The sequence below is a fragment of the Microtetraspora sp. NBRC 13810 genome, assembly GCF_030268685.1.
Taxonomy (GTDB): Bacteria; Actinomycetota; Actinomycetes; order Streptosporangiales; family Streptosporangiaceae; genus BSRQ01.
Genome location: NZ_BSRQ01000008.1, coordinates 1 through 22,691, shown reverse-complemented (window position 1 = coordinate 22,691; position 22,691 = coordinate 1). Strand labels below are relative to the sequence as shown.

Here is a 22,691-nt window from a genome sequence, read left to right as displayed (position 1 = left end):
CTTGGTTAAGTCAACGGGTGCGGGTCACGTGCGGGCCCATGATCAGAAGGGCGTGACCTCATGACCTCGTCGGCGCCGCTCGGGCTCCAGGGCGCCTACCTCCTCGGAGAGCGCACCTCGCACGACGAGCTTCGCAAGCGTCTTCTCGACGTCGCGGGGGACCTGCTGCTCACGCATGGCCCCGACAGCCTCACCATGCGCCGCATCGCCACGGAGGCGGGCTGTTCCACGACCGTGATCTACACGATGTTCGGCAGCAAGGAGGGCCTCGCCGAGGCGTTGTACCTGGAGGGCTTCGAGCGGTTCCGCCGCCGGCTGGAGGCCGTGCCGCTGCGCAAGGACCCGCTGGAGTACCTCACGGCGCTCGGCCCGGCCTACCGGGAGGCGTGCCTGGAGGAGCCCGTCTACTACAGCCTGATGTTCGAGAAGGCGATCCCCGGCTTCGAGCCGAGCGAGCGGGCCCGCACCCTGGCCAGGGCGGCGCTGAACATCCTGGACCGGGCGATCGCCGACTGCATCTCCGCCGGCTACATCACGCCGACCCAGCCCCGCAAGATCGCCGACGCGCTCTGGGCCGCCGCCCAGGGGGCCATCAGCCTGGAGCGGGCCGGCCACCTGCGCGGCCCGGCCACCTACGACACGGTCACCACGGCCACCATCTGCGGTTACCTCGTCAACCGGCGCTGATCCCGCGGTTCAGAGCCTGCTGAGGGCGATCCAGAGTTCGGCGCGGGCGGCCGGGTCGTCGAGGTCGCGGCCGAGGAGTTCGGCGACCTTGCGCATCCGGTAGCGGAGGGTGTGCCGGTGCACGCCCAGCCGCTGGGCCGCGGCGTCCCAGTGGCCGTTGCAGGCGAGGTAGGCGCGCAGCGACTCCAGCAGGTCGGCGCGGGAGCCGTACTCGGTGAGCGGGGCCAGCAGGGCGGCGGCGAAGGCGTCCGCGGCGGCCGGGTCGAGCAGGGCGAGCAGGCCCTGGCCGGGCAGGTCGGCGAAGCTCATGACCGGCGTGCCGGCCCGGCGGGCGGCGGCGAGCGCGCGCCGGGCGCGGTCCAGGCCGGCGCTCAGCCCGTCCAGCGGAGCGGGCCCGCCGACGCCGACCGGCCCGTGCCGGGCCACCGCCTCGGCCACCTGGCCGGCGCGCGCGGCCGGGACGACGAAGACCGTCATGCCGTCCAGCGCGGCGGCGAAGACCCCGGCGGCCTCCTCCCGCACCGCCTCCTGGTCCGCCGCGGTGGCGAGGACGGAGACGTCGCCCTCGGGCAGCCGGTCGCCGAGGGCGGCGAGGGCGTGGCAGGCGGCCTCCCGCTGCCCGGCCAGCAGCAGGCGCAGTACGGCGGAGCGCACGCGGCGCTCGGCGGCGGGTTCCTCCGCCTCGCGTTCCAGGGCGAGGGTGAGCAGGGAGCAGGCGACGTTCACGACGGTGTGCGCGACCGGGGAGAAGGCGCGGTCCAGCCCGACGGCGAAGAACCCGCGGACCCTGCGGGCGCCGCCGAGCGGTTGCGCGATCACGTGCTGGCCGGGGGTGGAGACGGCCACGCTGCCGGGCCGGTCCTTGAGCCGGTCGAGCTCGGGCAGCAGGTCCGCCACCCGTTCGCCGATCTCGGGCGAGTCCTCGTCGAGGTCGTCGCCGGCCGCGGCGAGCACGGCTCCGCCGGGGTCGAGCAGCACGGCCCAGCCGCCGATCTCCCTGGCGAGCCGCCGCACCACCGCCCGCATGCCGTCGGGCCGCAGCGCCGCCCTGGTCAGCCTGCCCTGGGCGGCGAAGGCGTGGCTGAGCTCCTCGTGCTGCTCGGCGGCCAGCAGGTCGCTGACCGCCTTGCCGACGGCGACGAACGGGATCTCCCGCGGCACCTCCACCAGCGGCAGGCCGGCCTCGGCCGCGACGCGTACCAGCTCGTCCGGGATCGCCTCGTGGCCCAGCCCGACGCCGAAGCCCAGCCCGGCCACCTGGCGGGCGACGAGCCTGCGCACGTAGGCCGCGGCGTTCTCGGAGGTGAGCCGCATCCCGGTGGTGAGCAGCAGCTCGCCCCCTTCGAGGAAGGGCGTGGGGTCCTCCAGCTCGCTGACGGCCACCCAGCGCACCGGCCGGTCGAGCGCGTCCGCGCCGGTGAGCACCCGCAGCCGGAGCGGTACGATCGCCACCACCCGCCGCAACGTAGGCGTCACGCCCATCACCCCGGTATCCGGCTTGTACGTTCTGGATAATCCGGATGGTTTCAGTCTGCCATAGTGCAGCATCGGCACCGGGCGGCCGGGACCGTAGCGTCGCACTTATGAGCGGTAAGAGCGGTATGAGCGGCACGAACGACACGCACGGCGGGCCGGCACTCCCCCAGGAGCGGCGCCTGCGCACCGAGATCCCCGGTCCGAGGTCGCGCGAGCTGCTCGCGCGCAAGCAGGCCGCGGTGCCTCCGGGCATCGGCACGACGCTGCCGGTGTTCGTCACCAGGGCCGGCGGCGGCGTGGTCGTGGACGCCGACGGCAACTCGCTGATCGACTTCGGCTCCGGCATCGCGGTCACCAGCGTGGGGAACGCGGCCCCCCGGGTGGTCGAGCGGGTCACCAGGCAGGTGGCCGACTTCACGCACACCTGTTTCATGGTCACGCCGTACGAGTCGTACGTCGAGGTGTGCGAGACGCTGAACCGGCTCACCCCGGGCGACCACGAGAAGCGCACCTTCCTGGTGAACTCCGGCGCGGAGGCGGTGGAGAACGCCGTCAAGGTGGCCAGGCACGCCACCGGGCGGCAGGCGGTCGTCGTCTTCGACCACGGCTACCACGGCCGCACCCTGCTGACGATGACGCTCACCGCCAAGAACATGCCCTACAAGGACGGCTTCGGGCCGTTCGCTCCGGAGGTCTACCGGGTGCCGCTGGCGTACCCGTTCCGCTGGCCGACCGGCAGGGAGAACTGCGCGGAGGAGGCCGCCGCGCAGGCCATCGACATGATCACCAAGCAGATCGGGGCAGAGAAGGTCGCCGCCGTGGTCATCGAGCCGATCGCCGGGGAGGGCGGCTTCATCGAGCCCGCGCGCGGGTTCCTGCCGCGCGTCCTGGAGTTCTGCCGGGCCAACGGCATCGTCTTCGTCGCCGACGAGGTGCAGACCGGCTTCGCCAGGACCGGCGACCTGTTCGCCTGCGAGGACGAGGGCATCGTGCCGGACCTGATCTGCACGGCCAAGGGCATCGCGGGCGGCCTGCCGCTCGCCGCGGTGACCGGCAGGGCGGAGCTGATGGACTCCGTGCACGTCAGCGGGCTCGGCGGCACCTTCGGCGGCAACCCGCTCGCCTGCGAGGCGGCGCTCGGCGTCTTCGAGACCATCGAGCGGGACGACCTCGTGGGCCGGGCCCGGCACATCGGCTCGGTCATGCTGCCCCGGCTGCGCGCGCTCGCCGAGCGGTCGGAGCTGGTCGGGGACGTGCGCGGGCGCGGCGCGATGATCGCGATCGAGCTGGTCAGGCCGGGCACCAAGGAGCCCGACCCGGTCGCCACCGCCGCGGTGGCCAGGCGCTGCCACGCGGAGGGCCTGCTCGTGCTCACGGCCGGCACGTACGGCAACGTGTTGCGCTTCCTTCCGCCGCTGGTCATGCCCGACCACCTGCTCGAAGAGGGGCTCGGCATCCTGGAGAAGGCCATCACCGAGGTTTAGATCCGGACATATGGGGCACCCGGCTTCTTGCTTGGTGCCCTTTTTGTCGTTCTGCGGGAAGGGTACTTCCGGTGATTTAACCCCACCTTGACGCCGCGCTAAGCGATCAGTGAGGGAGGCGGGGTTATAACGGTTCCGGTATAAGGCTGGGCGATCAGCACAGGGAGCATGATGAGCTGGGATCCGACCGAAAAGGCACGGATCATGTTGACGTTCGACCCTGAGGGCCTGACAGGCGCGCAACGCGACGGCGACGCCTGCGTGGTGTGCCACAAGAAATGGCCCCGGCCGCGGATCCGTGTCGGCACGCTGCCGAACCGCGCGCGGGTGTTCGCGTGTCCCGACTGCGCCGAGGCGCTGTGTCCCTCACCACCCGAGGAGGTCCTGACCGCCCACGTCCGCACGAGCGCCGCGTTCCCGTGAGCGGTCCCGCCCCGGCCGCTATGACGCGAGCGACACCGTCTGCTCGCGCAGTCCCCACGGCGAGCCGTACTCGTTGAGCAGGTCCAGGAACGGCACCGCGTCGAACGCCTCGGGCCCGAGCACGCCCGTGCCCCGCCAGACCCCGCTCGCGACGAGTTCCAGCGCGACGACGGGATGGATCGCGGTCTGCCAGACCACGGCCTGCGAGCCGTACTCCCGCATCGACCACTCGTTGTCCACCACGTGGTAGAGGTAGACCTCCCGGGGGGCGCCGTCCTTGCCCTCGCCCTTCACCCAGGTGCCCGCGCAGGTCCTGCCGCGCATCCGGTCGCCGAGGGTGGCCGGGTCGGGCAGCAGGGCGGCCACCACGTCGCGCGGCGCCACCTTCACCCCGCCCACGGCGATCTTCTCCGAGCTGTCCAGTCCGATCTTGCGCAGCGTCCGCAGCACGCCCACGAACTCCGCGCCCAGCCCGTACTTGAACGTCACCCGCTTGGCGTCCACCCAGCGGGGCACCAGGACGACCTCCTCGTGCTCGACGTTGACGCACTCCACCGCCCCGATGCCGTCGGGGAACTCGAAGACCTCCGGCTCGCTGAACGGCTCCGTCGTCCGCCACCGGCCGTCCTCCCAGATCAGCGGCGGGTTCAGGCACTCCTCGATGGTCGTCCACACGGAGAAGGTGGGGGCGAAGCCGTGCCCGTCCACGACGAGGTCCGCGCCGTCCCGGATGCCGATCTCGTCGATGCGGGTGAACAGGTGGTCCGCGGCATAGCGCGCGAAGACGTCGGAGAGACCCGGCTCGACGCCCATGCCGACCAGCGCCAGCCGGTCCGCGGCCCGCCACGCCGGGTCGAGCGCGAACTGCTCGTCCCCCAGCTTCACCCCGGGCGCCTCGTACGGCCGGCTGGGATGCGGCCGGGACAGCGACATCGCCATGTCGAGGTAGTGCACCCCCGCGTCCAGCGCGGCGTGGAACAACGGCATGGTGAACCTCGGGTCCACCGCGTTGAACAGCACGTCGCACCGGTGCTCGCGGAGCGCGTCGGCCACCTCCCGCCGGTTCGCCGCGTCGAGCGCGATCGCGCTGAACCGCGGGTCACCGACCCTGGCCACCGCCTCGGCCGCCCGCTCCGGCTGGTAGTCGGCCACCACGATGCTCTCGAAGAAATCCCGCCGCGCGGCGATGGGCAGCACGGCCGAGCCGACCCCGCCGGCTCCGACCAGAAGAATCCTCATGCCCTCGACCATACACTGACTGGTCATTCAGTCGGAAGCTGACTGGTCATTCAGTCGGAGTTCCAGGTTGGGATCTAGGTGGGCTCGTGAGCGCTGCCGTGACAGGTGGGGGTCAGTTGTCGGCGGCTGTGCGGAGGGGGCCGGCGAGTCTCCGGCGAGTTCGAGGGTGGCGGCCACAGCCCCTTCGGCCACCAGGCCCGGCCCGGAAGTCAAGGGGATCGACGAGGGAAACCGCTCGAACGGGCAGGCGAAATCACCAGGACCTGGTTTCTTGCGTTTTAAGATCGCTATCCCGCGACAGCGAAGCTTGAGCCTGGCGCAGAGGGATGCCCTGCCCCAATCATGTCGCCGGTCCGGTTGTGCGGGTGGCGGTCCAAGCCGGTGAGGGGTGCCACATGTGCGGGTGGGTAGTAAGTCGCCCCCCGTGCCAGGGCTTGCGAGGCGACGATCGCAACCTGTAGGTTGCCATTGATTGGCAACCTACAGGTTGCGAAGGAGGGCGGGCATGGTTTCGGACACGATCGAACGTGTGGCGGTGCTGCGGCACCCCATCGAGCGGGTGTGGGCAGCGCTGACCACCGCGGAAGGGCTCTCGCGGTGGTTCGGCTCGGTGGCGGAGATAGATCTGCGGCCTGGCGGGCGAGCGTTCTTCCGTTGGGACGACCTCGACGAGGAATCCGTCGCCACCATCGCGGTGGTCGACCCACCACACCGTTTCGCGTTCAGGTGGGCAATCGAGGGCCTGCCGGAGGATGACGCACCCCAGACGCTTGTGGAATTCACCCTGGAGCCCGTACCTGACGGCACCCGGCTGCGCCTGGTGGAGAGCGGGTTCGCCCAGGCCGCCGACGACGTGGCCCAGTCTGCCCGCAAGGCCAACAGTCAGGGATGGGACGCAGAGCTCGTCGACCTGGAGACCTACCTCGATGCGACCGCCTGATGTGGAGGGCCAGGCCGTTGCGGTGTTCGCGGCGCTCACCGATCCCACGCGGCGGGCGCTACTGGAGGAGCTCGCCCGCGCCGGGCCCGCAACCGTCACTGATCTCGCGCAACGGTTGCCGATCAGCCGCCAGGCGATCGCCAAGCACCTGGGCCAGCTCGCCGAAGCGGGCCTGATCAGCTCCGGCGAACCGGCCGGCCGCCGCCATCCCTACCGGTTGGAACCAGCCGCCATTCGCCCAGCCCAGGCGTGGCTGGCCAGGCTCGCCAACAGGTGGGATGACCGGCTGGCCGCGCTGGAAGGCGCACTGGACGCCACTGACACGAACCAAGGAGTCACGCAACAATGAGCAAGCCTGAATTCACGGCCGGCCTGAACATCGCCATGAAGATCCCCAAGGCGCAGTACGAGGCCACCGTGGCCTTCTACCGCGATACTCTGGGCTTCGACGTCAAAGAGGACGACGTCTCCTACGCTCCGACCGTCTCGAGAACCCATTCGGTGCGGTTCGGTCCCAATACGCTGTGGCTGGACTGTGTCGACAACTACAGCCAGCCCGACCTGTGGCTGCAGCTGTACACCGATGACCTGGACGCGGCAGCGAGCAAACTGGCCGACATCGGTGTCCACCCGTGTGACGAGGTCGAGCCCCTGGAGAACCTCGATTCCAGAACCCACTGGATCAAGAACCCGGCCGGTGTCGTCCATCTGCTCGCGGAGGCCGGCAGATCCTGATGTCTCGATGAGATGAGCAGCCGCCCTCGGCGGTAGCGCGAAGCCAACCGCCCGGCTTCCCCGAGTCGCTCACGCTTCGATGACACCAGCCCAAGGTTTGCTGTCGCAGGACAGTCGCTCGTCCTGGATGATCATGATTGGGTGGCGCAGCGGCACGTCGTGGTGACATGAGTACGGCCATCGCCGATCTTCTGTTCTGCAAAGGAACGACGATCACAACAATGGCCGCGGGGTCCGGTATGACGGGTGCGCCACTACGAGCGGGAGTGGCATCGACGAGTTCGTCGGCGATGGCGCGGATAGCAGAGTTCCGTGCGGGCTGGTATGCCTGCCTGACCGCGCGTGCGGATGCGTTATTCGAGCTCACTGACGCGGTGTTGTCGGCGCCGACGATCACCTCGTTGCCGTATCTGAGGCCGTGGGGGACGGCCCTGCCGTCACGGCGAGCAGTTTTCCTGCGCCCGGCCCGCTACCTGGGGCGAGCCCGGCCAGCAGCTCATCCTCACCGACGAGCACCACGGCCGGGTCACCGTGACCGCCTGGGACGGTCTGCACCCCAAGCTGGAGAAGAAGGATCACTTTGCGCACCGGGCCGAAGCGCCGATCCTGCCCGGGACCGTCATCTGTGTCCAGGTTGAACGGCTACCCGGCGGACGCCGTCCCACCCCGAAGCCGATGTGGCTGTTTTGGTCCGGTCATGGAGCCCCGGACCTGGACCGATGCTGGAGATCATATCTTCGCCGGTTTGACATCGAGCACTACCTGAAGTCCTTGAAAAGCGTGCTGAGCTGGACGAACGTCGCCCTCCGCCACCCGGAACAGGCATGCGATGGACCTGGGTACTGCTGGCCGCCTATACCCAGCTCCTGCTGGCCCGCGGCCTCGCCCAAGATCAACGCTACCCTTGGGAACGCCGCCACCACCGCAGGCTGTCACCCGGACGCGTCCGCCCGGATTTCGCCCGAGTACTACCGAGTGGGCGCTCCGGGGTCGGGGGGAGCACCCGGAGCGCCCGCGAAGCAGGCGTCACCCCACGGGGGGACGGAGGGACGCCCGCGGTCCAGGTCAAGCGTGGCTCAGACGCAGGTAACGGAATCCCCGCTCATTTCACAAGCTCCTGCCATCGAGCCGCCCACTCGGTGTACTCCGTACATTCCCCATTATCGCCCCCGCAATCCCCCGTCGGCCTTTCGGCAAAGGAAACCTTGTCCAGCCAGGCGTCGTCGGTCATCGGGTACGTGTCGCACACCCGCCTGGCCCGCCCGACGCACGCGCCGGGGTTCGCGGGAGCCATGCCGGTCCAGCCGACCGCCTGCTGCTGCACCTCCGGGGTGCTCATCCAGCGCAGCCACAGCCGGGCGCAGTTGGGGCTCGCCGCGCCGGCGGACACCATCCAGGCGTCCGCCCGCCCCGTCCCCGGGTCCGACTCCACCGCCTTCACCGGCCGCCCCGCCCTGCGCAGCAGGTCCTGGTCGTACGGCGAGGCCAGCGCCATCCGCAGCGCCCCTGCGGCGAACCCCTCGATCACGTCCAGCGGGTCCTTCCAGTACTCCCGCCCGTTGCCCTTCTGCCCGGCGATCAGCGCCACCGCCGCGTCGAGCTGCCTGTGCGTGAGCTGGAACGGGTCCTCGATGTCCAGGCCGGGATCGGACTTCTTCAGCGCCAGCGCCGCGTCCGCGATGCTCAGCGGGTCGTCCTCGATCGCCGCCTGCCCGCTCCGGTAGAAGTCCGCCCAGCTCGCCGAGCCGGCTTTGGAGCTGTCGTAGAGCAGCTCGTTCACCCGCCACAGGAACGGGACGCCGTAGACCTTGCCGTCGCGGTCGTAGGCGGGCAGGGTGCGCAGCCACTTGGGGATCTCGTCGTAGCCGGGCACCAGCGAGGTGTCGATCGGCACGACCTTCTTCTCGCTGATGAGCTGCCCGGCCAGCTCCGGCGAGGCGGACACCACGTCGTAGGGCTTCGTCGGCCAGAGCTCGGCCAGCTCGCCGGGGGTCCGCACCTGGTCGAGCACGACGACCCGGCAGCCGGTCTCCTTCTCGAACGGGCCGACCCAGTTGAGCCTGGGGTCGCTGCCGCCGTACTCGGCGTACCCCCGGTAGGCGAGCACCGACAGCCGGCCCTCGCCCGCGCCGATCGTCGGGCCGGGCGACCCGGTCGGCGTCGCCGCCGGACTCGGCGCCGCGGCGCCCCCCTGCACCGCGACCGACACCGTACGGCCGGCCGGCGCGTCGTTCGTGCCGCCGCAGGCCGCGAGGGCGAGACCGCCCACCGCGACGAGCGCCGCGAGACGCCTGCCACGTGCCATCAAGGCCCCCTCACACACTGGGAACCGGCCGGCTCCCGGACTCTCCGGGAGCCTACCGGCGAATGCGGGGACGGCGCGGGAGCGGCCGTCACCCGTTGGTGGGGAACCCCAGGTTGACGCCGCCGTGACTGGGGTCGAGCCAGCGCGAGGTGACGACCTTGCCCCGGGTGTAGAAGTGCACGCCCTCGGTGCCGTGCACGTGGGTGTCCCCGAAGAGCGAAGACTTCCAGCCGCCGAAGCTGTAGAAGGCCATCGGCACCGGGATGGGCACGTTGATGCCGACCATGCCGACCTCGACCTCGTTCTGGAAGCGCCGGGCGGCGCCGCCGTCGTTGGTGAAGATCGCGGTGCCGTTGCCGTACTCGCCGTCGTTGATGACCTTGAGTCCCTCCTCGTAGGAGGAGACCCGGATCACGGAGAGCACCGGGCCGAAGATCTCCTCGCGGTGCACCCGCGAGCCGACCGGCACGTGGTCGAGGAGGGTGGGGCCGAGCCAGAAGCCCGGGGTCGCGGTGGCGTCGGCGCCGCCGCGGATCGGGGTGCGGCGGCCGTCCACCACCACCTTGGCGCCCTCGGCGGCGCCGTGGTCCAGGTAGGAGGCGACCTTGTCGCGGTGCTCGCGGGTGACCAGCGGGCCCATCTCGGCCTCGGGGTCGTCGCCGGGACCGATGGTGAGGGCCGCCATCCTGGACACGATCCTGTCCACCAGGGCGTCGCCGACCGGGTCCACGGCGATCACGGCCGAGATGGCCATGCACCGCTCCCCCGCCGAGCCGAACCCGGCCGAGACCGCCGCGTCGGCGACCAGGTCGAGGTCGGCGTCGGGCAGCACGAGCATGTGGTTCTTGGCGCCGCCGAGCGCCTGCACCCGCTTGCCGTGCGCCGTGCCGGTCTCGTAGACGTAGCGGGCGATCGGGGTGGACCCGACGAAGCTGACCGCCTTCACCTCCGGGTGCGCGAGCAGCGCGTCCACCGCCTCCTTGCCGCCCTGCACGACGTTGAACACGCCGTCGGGCAGCCCGGCCTCCCGCCACAGCTCGGCCATCAGCAGCGAGGCGGACGGGTCCTTCTCCGACGGCTTGAGCACGAAGGCGTTCCCGCAGGCGATGGCCACCGGGTACATCCACATCGGCACCATCGCCGGGAAGTTGAACGGCGTGATCCCGGCGACGACGCCGAGCGGCTGGCGCAGCGAGTAGGAGTCGACGCGGGTGGAGACGTTCTCCGAGAAGCCGCCCTTGAGCAGGTGCGGGATGCCGCAGGCGAACTCCACGACCTCCAGGCCGCGGGCCACCTCGCCGAGCGCGTCGGAGTGCACCTTGCCGTGCTCGGCGGTGATCAGCGCGGCCAGGTCGTCGCGGTGCCGGTCCATCAGCTCGCGGAAGCGGAAGAGCACCTGCGTCCGCCTGACCAGGGAGGCGTCCCGCCAGCCGGGGTAGGCCGCCGCCGCGGCGGAGACGGCCGCGGCCACGTCGGCCGCGCCGCCCATGGCCACGGTGCCGCTCACCACACCGGTGGCCGGGTTGAAGATCTCGGCCGTACGGCTGCCGCCGGGGACCGCGGAGCCGCCGATCCAGTGCGTGACGTGTTTCACGACGCCACCTCCGCGTCGATCAGCTCCAGGGTGGAGACGATGATGCCGAGCCCCTCACGGGCCTCGTCCTCGCTGAGCGTGAGCGGCGGCGCCATCCGGATGGCGCTGCCGTACAGGCCGCCCTTGCCGGCGAGCAGGCCGGCCTTCTTCGACTCCTCCATGAACCGCGCGCAGAGCTGCGGCGCGGGGCCGCCGGTGGCCGGGTCGGTTAGCTCGACGGCGAACATCAGGCCCTTGCCGCGCACCTCGCGCACGATCGGCAGCCGGGCGGCGGCCTCCCTGAGCCCGTCGAGGATGATCGTGCCGGTCCGCCGCGCGTTGGCCTGGAGGTCGTGCTGGAGGACGTAGTCGAGGGTCGCGTTGGCGGCGGCGGTGGAGATGGGGTTGCCGCCGAAGGTGGACAGGCCGACCGCGGGCAGGGCGTCCATGAGCTCGCCGCGGGCCACGACGCCGCCGATGGCGAAGCCGTTGCCGAGCCCCTTGGCGAAGGTCATCATGTCGGGGGTGACGCCGTGGTTGGCGATGCCGAAGAAGGCGCTGCCGGTGCGGCCCCAGCCGGTCTGCACCTCGTCGGAGATGAACAGGATGCCGTGCTCGTCCAGCACCTCCTTGTAGGCGGCGAACAGCCCGTCGGGCGCCATGGTGAACCCGCCGACGCCCTGGATCGGCTCGGCGATCAGCGCGGCGACGTCGCCGCCGGTCGCGGTGGCGAGCACGTGCCGCAGGTCGTCGACGCAGGCGGCGATGTAGTCGGCGTCGCCCATGCCGCGGAACTGCGTGAGGTGCCGGTCGGTGCCGTGCAGGTAGTGCACGTTCAGCGGGGAGAGCGAGCTGTTCTTCCACGCCCGGTTGCCGGTGACCGAGATCGCGCCGAAGGACCGGCCGTGGTAGCTCTGCCGCATGGCCAGCACCTGGTCCGTCCGGCGCGCGTAGGTGGCGAGGAGGAGGGCGGTCTCGTTGGCCTCGGTGCCGGAGTTGACGAAGAAGACCTTGGGATTCTCGATGCCGGACAGCTTCGCGATCTTCTCCGCCAGCTCGACCTGCCCGCGCAGCAGGTAGGCCGTCGAGGTGTGCACGACTCCGGTGGCGAGCTGGCGCTCGACCGCCTCGCGTACCTCGGGGACGTCGTATCCGATCATGTTGGTGAGGATGCCGACGAAGAAGTCGAGATAGCTCTTCCCCGAGGCGTCGACGACCCGGCTGCCCTTTCCGCCGACGATCTCGATGGGCTCGCTGTAGTTGAGTGCCACCCAGTTGGGAATGATCGCGCGATGACGCGCAAGAAGGTCCGACATGCTCCGAGTATCCCGGTTAGCGGCCACCGCTCCCACCTGCCAATCTGTCGGGTTACTGGCGAAACAGCTTACATAGTGACTCAAAGCCGTACATAAGACCTTATGTCATGACATAGGGCCTCAAACCACCGCCTTCTCCGGGTCCGCGACCTGCTTCCGGGGCGCGGCACGGCGCAGGACGGCGAACGCCACCAGGGCGGCGGCGACCGAGGCGGCGGCGCCCACCCAGGCGCCGAGCGACATCGCCGACGCGAACGCCTCCCTGGCCGCCTGCCGGACGGCCGGATCGGTGAGCCGGAACGCGCCCCCGATGGACTCCCTGGCCGCCTGCGGCGCGTCCGCCGGCATCGACGCCGTGTAGACGCCGGCCAGCACGCTGCCCAGCACGGCGATGCTGAGCGCCAGGCCGACCTGCTGCACGGTGTCGTTCAGCGCCGAGCCCACCCCGGCGTGCTCCGGCGGCACCGCGCCCATCAGCGTCGTGTAGGCGGACGGCGCCACCAGGCCGCCTCCGACGCCCATGACGAGCAGGCCGGTGATGAGCAGGCCGTAGCCGCTGGACGGCGTCACGAAGGCCAGCACCGTGAACCCCGCGCCCATCACCAGCAGTCCGGACACGATGAGCGTGAGGTTGCTCACCCGCTGCCCGAGCCCCGCCCCCACGGCGTTGAACATCGCCGCCGCCACCGCGTAGGGCACCAGCGCCAGTCCGGCCCGCATGGGGCCGTAGCCGAGCACGAACTGCAGGTACTGGGTCAGCATCAGCAGCAGCGCCCCGCTGCCGAAGGACAGCAGCACGATGGAGAACGACGCCCCGCTGAAGTCGCGCTCCCTGAAGAGGTTCAGCGGCAGCATCGGCTCGGCGGCCCTGCGCTCCCAGAGCACGAAGCCGGCCAGCCCGAGCACCGCCAGCGCCAGCGCGGTCAGCGGCCCGGCCGAGGTCCAGCCCTGGTGCGGCCCGGAGATCACGAAGTAGACCAGCGCGGTCATCCCGGCGCCGGACAGCAGCACGCCGAGCGGGTCGATCCTCCTGGCCGGGCCACGCGACTCGGGCATGATCAGCACGGCGGCGGCGATCGCGACGACCGCGACCGGCACGTTGAGCAGAAAGACCGATCCCCACCAGAAGTGCTCCAGCAGGAAGCCGCCCACGGTGGGACCGGCGATCACCCCGGTCAGGGAGACCGCGCTCCACGCGGCGATGGCCTTGCGGCGCTCGCTCTCGTCGAACGTGGTGATCAGGATGGACAGGGTGCTCGGCATGAGGATGGAGCCGCCCACGCCCATCAGCGCGCGGGCCGCGATGAGCTGCCACGGCTCGGTGGCGGCGACGGCGACCAGCGAGGCGCCGCCGAAGAAGGCGAGCCCGATGATCAGGAAACGGCGCCTGCCGTACCGGTCGGACAGGCTGCCGGCGGTCAGCAGGAGGCCGGCGAAGACCAGCACGTAGGAGTCGATGATCCACTGGACGTCGCTCGCGGACGCGCCGAGATCGCGCATGAGCGACGGGATCGCGAGGTTCAGCACCGTGTTGTCCACGACGAGGACCAGCAGGCTCAGGCAGAGGACACCGAGGATCCACCAGCGTCGCGGATGAGGCTCTCGTACACTGTTCGAGGTCACTCGCACAGTGTACGACAAAGCTCGAACACTGTGCGAGCCGCCTATCCTGTGAGCGGACAGGGGAGGTGTCGTGCCCGCGAAGCAGCAGTACGGGTCCGTGTGGGCCCGCCAGGCCGCCGAGGAGAGCCGCCCGCCGGCCAGGGCCGGGGGTCCGAGCAGGCAGCAGATCGTCCGCGCCGCACTGGAGATCCTCGACGCCGGCGGGCTCGACGCGCTGAGCATGCGCGCCCTGGGCACCAGGCTCGGCATGGGCGCCACGTCCATCTACTGGTACGTCGCGAACAAGAACGAGCTGCTCGACCTGGCCCTGGACGAGGTGTTCGGCGAGATCGCGGTGCCCGGGAGCGCCCTCATCGACTGGCGGGAGGCGGTGAGCGTCTTCGCGCACAGCCTGCGGCGGGCGCTGCTGCGCCATCCGTGGAGCCTCCACATCCTCGGCCGGCGCCCCAACATCGGCCCCAGGTCGATGGCGGTCACCGAGCGCACCTACACACTGTTCGACGACGCCGGATTCCACGCCGACGAGATCGACGACGCCGTGACCACCGTGATGGCCTACGTCATCGGCATCGCCTCCGCCGAGGCCGGCTGGCTGGAGACCCTGTCCGCCGGCGAGCTGTCCGCGGCGGAGTGGCAGGCACAGCACGAGCCCGCGATCAGGTCCGCGCTGCGCGACCTGCCCCGGCTGCGCGCCCACTACGACCGCAAAGGCCCCTCGATCGACCCGCGGACCGGCCAGGAGGAGCGCTTCGACTACGGGCTCGGATGCATGCTGGACGGTCTCGCCGCCCGCCTGTGATGGACGCGGCCGAGCCGCCGACGGACCATGTGGAGATGACCGATTTTCGTGCCGCCCGGGATCTCCTGCTCGCCGCCGACCACACCACGGCGCGAAGGGACTTCCGCTGGCCGGGACCGGCCGACTGGAACTGGGCGCTCGACTGGTTCGACGACGGCCCGGCCAGGGAGACCCCCGACGCTGTCGCCTTGAAGATCGTCGATGACGACGGCACCTGGACCGCCCACACCTTCGCCGGCCTGGCCGCCGCCTCCAACCGGGTGGCCAACTGGCTGCGCGCCCAGGGCGTACGGCGGGGCGACCGGATCCTGCTGATGCTCGGCAACCGGGTCGAGCTGTGGGAGACCATGCTCGCCGCGATGAAGCTCGGCGCCGTGATCATCCCGGCGACGACGCTGCTCTCCGAGGCCGACATCGCGGACCGCCTGCGGCGCGGCCGGGTGAACCACGTGGTCGCCGAGGTCTCCGCGGCGGCGAGGTTCACCGCCCGCGCGTGCACCGGGATCGCGGTCGGCGGCGACGCCGACGGCTGGCTGTCCTACGCGGGCTCGCGGACCGCCTCCGACGTCTTCCACCCCGGCGGCGTGACCAGGACGGACGACACCCTGCTGCTCTACTTCACCTCCGGCACCACGGCCGAGCCCAAACTGGTGGAGCACACCTACGCCTCCTACCCGATCGGGCACCTGTCCACGATGTTCTGGATCGGGCTGCGCCCCGGCGACGTGCACCTGAACGTGTCCTCCGCGGGCTGGGCCAAGCACGCCTGGAGCAGCGTCTTCGCGCCGTGGAACGCCGGGGCGACCGTGCTCGTCCACGACTACGCCCGCTTCTCCGCCCCCAGGCTGCTCGACGTGATGCGCGACCACGGCGTGACGACCTTCTGCGCGCCGCCCACGGTGTGGCGGATGCTGATCCAGGAGGACCTGACGCGGTGGCCGCTGTCGCTGCGCACCGCCGTCGCCGCGGGCGAGCCGCTCAACCCGGAGATCATCGACCGGGTGGCCGAGGCGTGGGGCATCACGGTCAGGGACGGCTACGGGCAGACCGAGACCACCGCCCAGATCGGCAACCCGCCCGGCGAACCGGTCAGACCAGGATCGATGGGCCGGCCGCTGCCCGGATACGAGGTCGTGCTGGTCGATCCGGTGACCGGGGAGCGCGGGGACGACGGGGAGATCTGCCTCCCGCTGGACAACCGGCCGCTCGGCCTGATGACCGGCTACCGCGACGACCCGGCGCGCACGGCCGAGGTCACCCGGGACGGCCTCTACCACACGGGCGACGTGGCGAAGCGTGACGCCGACGGCTACATCACCTATGTCGGCCGCACCGACGACGTCTTCAAGGCCAGCGACTACCGCATCTCGCCGTTCGAGCTGGAGAGCGTGCTGCTGGAGCACGAGGCGGTGGCCGAGGCGGCCGTGGTCCCCGCGCCGGACCCGCTGCGCCTGGCCGTGCCCAAGGCGCACGTCACACTGGCGCCGGGCTTCGCCCCCGACGCCAAGACCGCCCGGTCGATCCTGGCCTACGCCCGCCGTCACCTGGCGCCGTACAAGAGGGTCAGGCGGCTGGAGTTCGGGGAGCTGCCGAAGACGATCTCCGGCAAGATCCGTAGAGTGGAACTACGCGAACGACCCGCCGGACCAGGCGAGTTCCGCGAAGAGGATCTCCCTGATGATGACAACATGTAACAGTACGGTCAAACAAATTAACATCGTGATCAGATAGTCTCTGGTGCGTGCTGCCCACTGTCGCCGACATTCTCGCTCTTGACGCCGTCCGCGCGGGCGATCCTCACGTGGTCGCCGGTGCCGACCGGCTGGACACGCGGGTGCGCTGGGTGCACGTGGCCGAGGTTCCGGGCATCGCCCAGTTGCTCCGCGGCGGCGAGCTGGTGCTGACCACCGGCATCGCGTTGCCCGACGCCCCGGAGAGCGTGGCCGACTACGTCGGCGACCTGGCCGCCGTGGGCGCCTCGGGGCTGATCGTGGAGCTGGGCCGCAAGTTCATCGGGGAGTTACCTCCGCTGGTGGTCAAGGCCGCCGAGCAGCACGGGCTGCCGCTGATCGCGCTCAGCAGGGAGACGCCGTTCGTGCAGATCACCGAGTCGGTGCACGCGCGGATCATCGACATCCAGTTGGAGGAGCTGCGCGCCTCGGAGCAGTTGCACGAGGTGTTCACCGAGCTGTCGGTGGAAGGCGCCTCCCCGGCCGACGTGCTCAGCCAGGTCGCCCGGCTGGCCGGCCGCCCGGTGCTGCTGGAGAACCTCGCGCACCAGGTGCTGGCCTTCGAGAGCGCCGGGCGGGACACCGGCTCGCTGCTGGCGAGCTGGGAGACGAGGTCCCGCGCGGTCGCCCCGGGCCGGCGCACCGGCTACGACGCCGCCACCGGATGGCTGGTGGCCACGGTCGGCGCCCGCGGCCAGGACTGGGGACGGCTGATCCTCTTCTGCGACCAGCGCCCGACGCCGCGCGACATCGTGCTCGTGGAACGTGCCGCCACCACGCTCGCGCTCGGCCGCCTGCTGGAGCGCCACCAGGAGAGCCTGGAACGGCAGGCGCACGGCACCATCATCACCGGCATCCTCAGCCACGCCTACTCCGACCCCGACGAGGCCGCCGCCCGCGCCCGCGCCATGGGCGTGCCCCTCGCCGGGCGCAAGCTGCTCAGCCTGATCCTGCGGCTCACCGAGCCGGTGGAGACCGCGCTGGACGGCCAGGCCAGGCTCAGCGAGCTGGCCGAGTCCACCGCCGCCGCCTGCCGCGAGACCCGGCTCCCCGCCCTGGTCGGCGCGCTCGACCAGAACCGGGTGGCCGCGCTGCTGCCGCTCCCTCCGCGCACCGCCGCGGAGAGCGCGCTCACCTCGCTGGCCGACCGGCTGCGGATGTCCTACCCGCGCGCCTTCGTCCTCGCCGCGGGCTCCGTGGTCGAGTCCATCAAGGACGTACGGCGGAGCTTCCTCGAAGCCGAGCAGGTCGCCGACGTCGCCGTCCGGCAACCCGACGGCCGGGCCTTCTACCGGCTTCCCGACCTGCGCCTGCGCGGCCTGCTGCACCTCCTGCGCGACGACGCCAGACTGCAGACCTTCGCCGAGCGCGAGCTGGCCCCGCTGCTCTCGCACGACGCCCAGCGCGGCGGCGACCTCACCAAGATCCTGCGCGTCTATCTGGACTCCGGCCGCAACAAGGCGGTCGCCGCGCAGAAGGCCCACCTGTCCCGCCCGGCCTTCTACGACCGGCTGCGCCGCCTGGAGCGCATCCTGGACACCGATCTGGACGACATAGAGTCCTGCCTGTCCCTGCACGTCGCCCTGCTGGCCCTGGAGTCCTTCCGCCGCGAAGCCCGCTGACCGGACCTGTTGTGGTCGGCTGAGGCCGGTTGAGGTTGGCTGGGATCGGCTGAGGCCGGTTGGGGTCGGCGCAAGCCGTACGGGACCCAGATGCCGTACGGCTTGCGCCCGCTCAGCGGAGTCGCTCGGGCACGGTGTCGTCGGCGCCTGCCGGGACATCCCAGCGACGGGGGTGCGCCATGACCACTCCGAGGACCAACCCCAGAACCATGCTCGCGACGATCACGATGAGAATATTCAGCCCCATGACGGCTGCCTCTCGAAAGATGTGCCGCTTCTTCCCGCGGAATGCGGCTGTCGAACCGTAACGTGTCCGCCCTGCTCCGCGCAGGGAAACCAGCCGCATCACCGTGGAATGGCCCGCAAGCCCACCCGGAATGACCAACCGGAAGTGGCCCGGATTGACCAAAGTCGATCGAGCCCTATCGAGCGATATCAGGCTTCATGTCCGGATCGATGCGCCGTTTCTTTACCGTCATCCGCACAACCCCCTGAGGCAACCTGTCTTTCTTCGTCTTTTTGGCGTGTTTCGCTCCCCTGGCGCCTCAATGATCGGCAGCATGGTGGGTCGGCACCCGGAAGATCCAGGAGAAAATTGATGTCACGTCGCCGTACAGCCGGCATTGTCGGGCTTTCCGTCGCCACCGCACTGGTGGCCTCGGCCGCGCCGGCGGCCTCCGCGGCACCGGCTCGCGTGACGTTCCCCACGAGCGGTTTCCCGCTCGGGGCGCCGGCCGCGCCGGTGCGCACCCAGTCCGCCGTCGCTCCGGGCGTCGACCTCTTCCGGGTACGGCACGGCAAGGCCACCGAGGGCTACACGGTCACCGTGCTCATGCCGAACGGCCGCGACCACGGCACCCAGCTGCAGGCCGAGGCCAAGGCCATCGAGGTGCAGACGGCCGGGCAGTCGCCCACCGTGCTGGAGTTCACCCGCCCCGAGGTGGCCGACGACCCCGCCCGGGTGTACTACGCGGTGCGGGTCGGGATGTGGACGCTGAAGCAGAAGGCCGAGGCGGACAAGGTCGTCGCCGAGCTGAAGAAGGCCGGCATCAGGGCCATCACCGACTACCTCGGCGACGACGGCTTCGAGAGCACCGGGCCGTGGGACATGCGGGTGCTCATGGTCGATCCGGGCGCGTTCCGCGGCTCCTACCAGGCTAGCGTGGGCGCCAGCGTCGCCGCGCGGGAGACCACGTCGTCGATGTCGCGCAGGCTGAAGGCCCTCGCCGGGGTCAACGGCGGCTTCTTCAACATCCACACGGCCAAGAACTACCAGGGTGACCCGGTGGGCATCTCCGTCGTCGGCGGCCGGCTGCTCAGCGAGGCGGTGCCGGGCCGCAGCGCCGTGGTGCTCAAGGGCCGCAAGGCGACCATCACCGAGCTGACCTCGGTGACCACGGTGGACACCGGCACCGGCACCGCCACCGCGGTGCAGGGCGTCAACCGGGCCGCGGCCACCGACGAACTGGTCGTCTACACCGAGGAGTTCGGCCAGAAGACCCCGGCCGACGACGGCACCGAAGCGGTGATCGACGCCTCCGGCCGGGTGATCGCCATCCGGCAGGCCGGGTACGCCGTGCCGCGCGGCACCTGGGTCCTGCACGGCCGGGGCGTCGCCGCCGACTGGGTGCTCGCCAACGTCACCGAGGGGGCCACGCTGCGGCTGTCCACCAAGGTGACCGACCTGCGGACGCAGAAGACGGTCGCGCTCACCCCCGAGACGCACATCGTGGGCGGCGGCGTCGGCCTGGTCCGCAACGGCCGGATCAACGTCACCGCGAAGGTGAACGGCCACGCCTCGGTCAACATGGTGCTCCGCCGTCACCCGCGCACGATGGTCGGCGTGACGAAGTCCGGCGGCCTGATCCTCGCCACGGTCGACGGCCGCAGGCCCGGCGCCACGGTGGGCGCCAGCATGGTCGAGGCCGCCCAGCTCATGCGCTGGCTCGGCGCCCGCCAGGCCATCAACCTGGACGGCGGCGGCTCCACCGCCATGGTCGTCCGGCACAAGCTCGTCAACACCCCCTCCGACGGCGCGGAGCGCACCATCGGCGACGCCCTCTTCATCACCCCCTGACCCCGACCCCCCTGACCTCCGCCCCCTGACCCCCGCTCCCCGAGCCCCGCTCCCCGACCGCCCGCACCCCGGGAGACGCCTCCCGACCAACCGCTCCCTGACCGCCCGCTCCCCCGAGACGCCCTCCCGAACGCCCGCTCCCCCCGAGACGCCCTCCTGAGTGTCCGCCGTCAGGAGGGTGCCTCCTGACCGTCAACCGTCCGGAGACGCGTCAGTCCAGGCAGAACTCGTTGCCCTCGGGGTCGGTCATCACGATGAAACCGGCGCTCAGCGGAGGAGCGGGCTCGAAGCGGCGCATCCGCGTCGCCCCCAGCGCGACGAGCCGGTCGCACTCGGCCTCCAGCGCCGCCATCCGCTCCTCCCCCCGCAGTCCGGGAGCCGCGCGGACGTCGAGGTGGACGCGGTTCTTGACGACCTTGTCCTCCGGCACCTGCTGGAAGAACAGCCGGGGGCCGTGCCCGTCCGGGTCCTCGATGGCCGATGACGTGTCGCGCTGCTCCTCCGGTACGCCGATCCGCGCGAGGAAGTCGTCCCACGCGACCAGCGGGTCTGCGCCCTCGGGCAGGTCCACCCCGGGCGGGCCGGGGTGGACGTAACCGAGTGCGTCGCGCCAGAAGGACGACAGCGCCCGCGGGTAGTGGGCGTCGAAGGTGATCTGAATGTGGCGACTCATCGGATTTCCCCCTTCGTAGCGGGTTTCGTGTGCAGGTAGAGGTCGCGCAGCAGGCAGACCTCGGCCAGGTGGTGGATCAGCTCGCGGTGGATGTGCTGGACCAGATCGGCCATGGGCGCCTCGGGGTAGGGCTCCTTCGCGCCGACCGGTATCAGGAGCCCGGCCTCGCCGAGCCCGCGCACCCCGGTCGTCCAGACATCGAGCTCCGCCTCAAGCTGGTCGAGCGCCGTGGCCGCGCTGCCGGCGTATTCCCAGGTCTCGTACGACGTCGCGGGAGCGCCGAAGTGCGCCGCGTTGCGCATGGCGAGCACGCCGACGATGACGTGCCCGAGTCGCCAGGCGATCGTGGTGAAGGCCGCGGGGACCGGCTGGGGGAAGGCGTAGTCCATCGTGAAGTCCCCGGCGCCCAACCGCACGGGCGCCGTCGAACCGCCGCGCGGTCGCACGCTCCAGGCGTCCGGCACCGGCGACCAGAAGTATTCGTCGTCGGTGAGGCCGTCGAGCCGATCCCGGAGCTGATGGTTCCAGTGGTACTCCCACTGCTCGCGCAGTGTCCGGTTCCAGTCGTGTCCGCCTGTGTCCATGGCGGCATTCTGACACCCATAGCGGAAAGAATCGGTCCGCAATCTCTGGCAGGGTGGACGCCATGGGCGTGGCCGACAGTGACGAACGGGGTACGACGGAGCGGGTGCTCAGCCTGCTCGGGCTGCTGCAGCAACGCCGGGTCTGGGCCGGCCCAGAGCTCGCCGACCGGCTCGGGGTCACGCCTCGTACGGTGCGGCGTGACGTCGAGCGGCTGCGCACGCTCGGCTATCCGGTGCATGCCGACCGGGGTGTGGGCGGCGGCTACCAGCTCGGCCCGGGGCAGGACCTGCCGCCGCTGCTTCTCGACGACGAGGAGGCGATCGCCACCGTGGTCTCGCTGCTCGCCGGCGCGGGCGGCGCGGTCGCGAGCGCCGGCGACGCCGCCATGCGGGCGCTGACCAAGCTCGACCGGGTGCTGCCCACCCGGTTGCGGAACGAGGTGAGCGCGCTGGCGGGCTCGGTGGAGTCCTTCGGCGGAGGCCGTACGCCGGTGGACCCCGAGGTGCTGATGACGCTGGCCAGAGCCTGCCGCGACGAGGTCGAGGCCGACTTCGGCTACCCGTCGGGGAACGAGGTGCGACGGCGACGGGTCGAGCCCTACCGCCTGGTCGCCTCAGACCGGCGCTGGTACCTCCTCGCCTACGACCTCGAACGCGACAACTGGCGCAGCTTCCGCGTCGACCGGATGACCGCAGTGTCCACCCGCACCTGGCGCTTCACCCCGCGCGCGGCCCCCGACGCCGCGTCGTACGTGCAGGAGGGTGTGGCGAGCCGGGTCTACCCGCACCGGGCACGCTTCCTCGTGCACGCGCCGGCCGCCACGGTGCGCGCCCAGGTCCCGGCATCGGCGGCCGTCGTACGACCGCGAGGGAGCGACTCCTGCGAGGTACTCAGTGGCGCCGGCAGCCTCGACTTCGTCCTCATGCACGTGCTCCTCCTGGGACACGACTTCGAGATACTCGACCCTCCAGAACTCGGGCCACGCTGTCACACCCTGGCAAAGAGACTGCTGTCAGCCGGCGCATCCCTCCCCCGCCCCGAATCCACTCCCATCAGCACCAGCCCCGAAGAAACCACAACCCAATAGAGCCCCCACCACAAGCCCCCTCGAACGCAGCCCCCAAACGCAAAAAAGGGCCACCCGCCACGGATGACCCACACCAACCACCAACCCACCACGACCAGCGACCACCCACCCCGCGGAAACAAACCCCACACGCGGAGGAAAACACCCCCCCAGAACGCAGAAAAGGGCCGCCCCAAAGGGCGACCCTTTCCCACAGACAAAAATTGTCCGGCGGTGACCTACTCTCCCACACCGTCCCCAGTGCAGTACCATCGGCGCTGGAAGGCTTAACTTCCGGGTTCGGAATGTAACCGGGTGTTTCCCCACCGCTACAACCG

At 70.9% G+C, this 22,691-nt stretch carries 19 protein-coding genes and 1 rRNA gene; 11 read left to right on the top strand and 9 right to left on the bottom strand.

What is annotated here, in order from left to right:
• Positions 1–60 precede the first annotated feature (60 nt).
• Positions 61–687, top strand: a complete 627-nt coding sequence (locus tag QSK26_RS17385; protein WP_285776199.1) for a TetR/AcrR family transcriptional regulator — start codon at positions 61–63, stop codon at positions 685–687.
• Positions 688–696: 9 nt separating this feature from the next.
• Here QSK26_RS17385 and QSK26_RS17380 read toward each other — a convergent pair whose 3' ends face one another.
• Positions 697–2,169, bottom strand: a complete 1,473-nt coding sequence (locus QSK26_RS17380; protein ID WP_285776198.1) for a PucR family transcriptional regulator — start codon at positions 2,167–2,169, stop codon at positions 697–699.
• A 101-nt stretch (positions 2,170–2,270) separates the two neighbouring features.
• Between QSK26_RS17380 and gabT the strand changes: the two genes are divergently transcribed.
• Together gabT and QSK26_RS17370 are read left to right on the top strand one after the other, a co-directional pair.
• Positions 2,271–3,647: a 4-aminobutyrate--2-oxoglutarate transaminase gene (gene gabT / locus QSK26_RS17375; protein ID WP_285776197.1), complete on the top strand. Its 1,377-nt coding sequence runs from the start codon at positions 2,271–2,273 to the stop codon at positions 3,645–3,647.
• 168 nt (positions 3,648–3,815) lie between these two features.
• Positions 3,816–4,070 carry a hypothetical protein gene (locus QSK26_RS17370; RefSeq protein WP_502888716.1) on the top strand — a complete coding sequence of 85 codons (255 nt, stop codon included), beginning with the start codon at positions 3,816–3,818 and terminating at the stop codon, positions 4,068–4,070.
• 18 nt (positions 4,071–4,088) lie between these two features.
• Here QSK26_RS17370 and QSK26_RS17365 read toward each other — a convergent pair whose 3' ends face one another.
• Positions 4,089–5,309, bottom strand: coding sequence for a saccharopine dehydrogenase family protein (locus tag QSK26_RS17365; protein WP_285776196.1), 1,221 nt, complete (start codon positions 5,307–5,309; stop codon positions 4,089–4,091).
• A gap of 505 nt (positions 5,310–5,814) precedes the next feature.
• On the opposite strand from QSK26_RS17365, the gene QSK26_RS17360 reads away from it, so the two are divergent.
• From QSK26_RS17360 to QSK26_RS17350, 3 genes are read left to right on the top strand one after another with little or no spacing between them, the layout of a single operon-like run.
• The gene (locus QSK26_RS17360) at positions 5,815–6,249 is read left to right on the top strand and encodes an SRPBCC domain-containing protein (protein WP_285776195.1); all 435 of its coding nucleotides are present in this window, start codon (positions 5,815–5,817) and stop codon (positions 6,247–6,249) included.
• Positions 6,236–6,598: an ArsR/SmtB family transcription factor gene (locus tag QSK26_RS17355; RefSeq protein WP_285776194.1), complete on the top strand. Its 363-nt coding sequence runs from the start codon at positions 6,236–6,238 to the stop codon at positions 6,596–6,598. The genes QSK26_RS17360 and QSK26_RS17355 overlap by 14 nt, the downstream gene beginning before the upstream one ends.
• Complete coding sequence (locus QSK26_RS17350; protein WP_285776193.1) at positions 6,595–6,984, top strand: VOC family protein; 390 nt, start codon at positions 6,595–6,597, stop codon at positions 6,982–6,984. Before QSK26_RS17355 ends, QSK26_RS17350 begins: the two co-directional genes overlap by 4 nt.
• A 1,102-nt stretch (positions 6,985–8,086) precedes the next feature.
• Here the strand turns inward: QSK26_RS17350 and QSK26_RS17345 are convergent.
• From QSK26_RS17345 to QSK26_RS17330, 4 genes are all read right to left on the bottom strand, one after another.
• Positions 8,087–9,289: an extracellular solute-binding protein gene (locus QSK26_RS17345; RefSeq protein ID WP_285776192.1), complete on the bottom strand. Its 1,203-nt coding sequence runs from the start codon at positions 9,287–9,289 to the stop codon at positions 8,087–8,089.
• 88 nt (positions 9,290–9,377) lie between these two features.
• Positions 9,378–10,883, bottom strand: a complete 1,506-nt coding sequence (locus QSK26_RS17340) for a CoA-acylating methylmalonate-semialdehyde dehydrogenase (protein WP_285776191.1) — start codon at positions 10,881–10,883, stop codon at positions 9,378–9,380.
• Positions 10,880–12,178, bottom strand: a complete 1,299-nt coding sequence (locus tag QSK26_RS17335; RefSeq protein ID WP_285776190.1) for an aspartate aminotransferase family protein — start codon at positions 12,176–12,178, stop codon at positions 10,880–10,882. Before QSK26_RS17335 ends, QSK26_RS17340 begins: the two co-directional genes overlap by 4 nt.
• Positions 12,179–12,298: 120 nt before the next feature.
• Positions 12,299–13,801 carry an MFS transporter gene (locus QSK26_RS17330; RefSeq protein WP_285776189.1) on the bottom strand — a complete coding sequence of 501 codons (1,503 nt, stop codon included), beginning with the start codon at positions 13,799–13,801 and terminating at the stop codon, positions 12,299–12,301.
• Positions 13,802–13,871: 70 nt separating this feature from the next.
• Here QSK26_RS17330 and QSK26_RS17325 point away from each other — a divergent pair, with 70 nt between their 5' ends.
• From QSK26_RS17325 to QSK26_RS17310, 4 genes are all read left to right on the top strand, one after another.
• The gene (locus tag QSK26_RS17325; protein WP_285776188.1) at positions 13,872–14,600 is read left to right on the top strand and encodes a TetR/AcrR family transcriptional regulator; all 729 of its coding nucleotides are present in this window, start codon (positions 13,872–13,874) and stop codon (positions 14,598–14,600) included.
• A gap of 35 nt (positions 14,601–14,635) precedes the next feature.
• Positions 14,636–16,294: an AMP-binding protein gene (locus QSK26_RS17320; protein ID WP_285776187.1), complete on the top strand. Its 1,659-nt coding sequence runs from the start codon at positions 14,636–14,638 to the stop codon at positions 16,292–16,294.
• A gap of 47 nt (positions 16,295–16,341) precedes the next feature.
• Positions 16,342–17,952, top strand: coding sequence for a PucR family transcriptional regulator (locus tag QSK26_RS17315; RefSeq protein WP_285776186.1), 1,611 nt, complete (start codon positions 16,342–16,344; stop codon positions 17,950–17,952).
• A gap of 694 nt (positions 17,953–18,646) precedes the next feature.
• Positions 18,647–20,029, top strand: coding sequence for a phosphodiester glycosidase family protein (locus QSK26_RS17310; RefSeq protein WP_285776185.1), 1,383 nt, complete (start codon positions 18,647–18,649; stop codon positions 20,027–20,029).
• A gap of 211 nt (positions 20,030–20,240) precedes the next feature.
• Here QSK26_RS17310 and QSK26_RS17305 read toward each other — a convergent pair whose 3' ends face one another.
• The gene (locus QSK26_RS17305; protein WP_285776184.1) at positions 20,241–20,702 is read right to left on the bottom strand and encodes a VOC family protein; all 462 of its coding nucleotides are present in this window, start codon (positions 20,700–20,702) and stop codon (positions 20,241–20,243) included.
• Complete coding sequence (locus QSK26_RS17300; RefSeq protein ID WP_285776183.1) at positions 20,699–21,286, bottom strand: DinB family protein; 588 nt, start codon at positions 21,284–21,286, stop codon at positions 20,699–20,701. The genes QSK26_RS17305 and QSK26_RS17300 overlap by 4 nt, the downstream gene beginning before the upstream one ends.
• 62 nt (positions 21,287–21,348) lie before the next feature.
• Between QSK26_RS17300 and QSK26_RS17295 the strand changes: the two genes are divergently transcribed.
• Entirely contained in the window at positions 21,349–22,374 is a 1,026-nt protein-coding gene (locus QSK26_RS17295) for a helix-turn-helix transcriptional regulator (protein WP_285776182.1), read from the top strand.
• Between the two features lie 205 nt (positions 22,375–22,579).
• On the opposite strand, the gene rrf is transcribed toward QSK26_RS17295, so the two are convergent.
• A 5S ribosomal RNA gene (rrf, locus tag QSK26_RS17290) occupies positions 22,580–22,691 on the bottom strand; the annotation flags it as partial.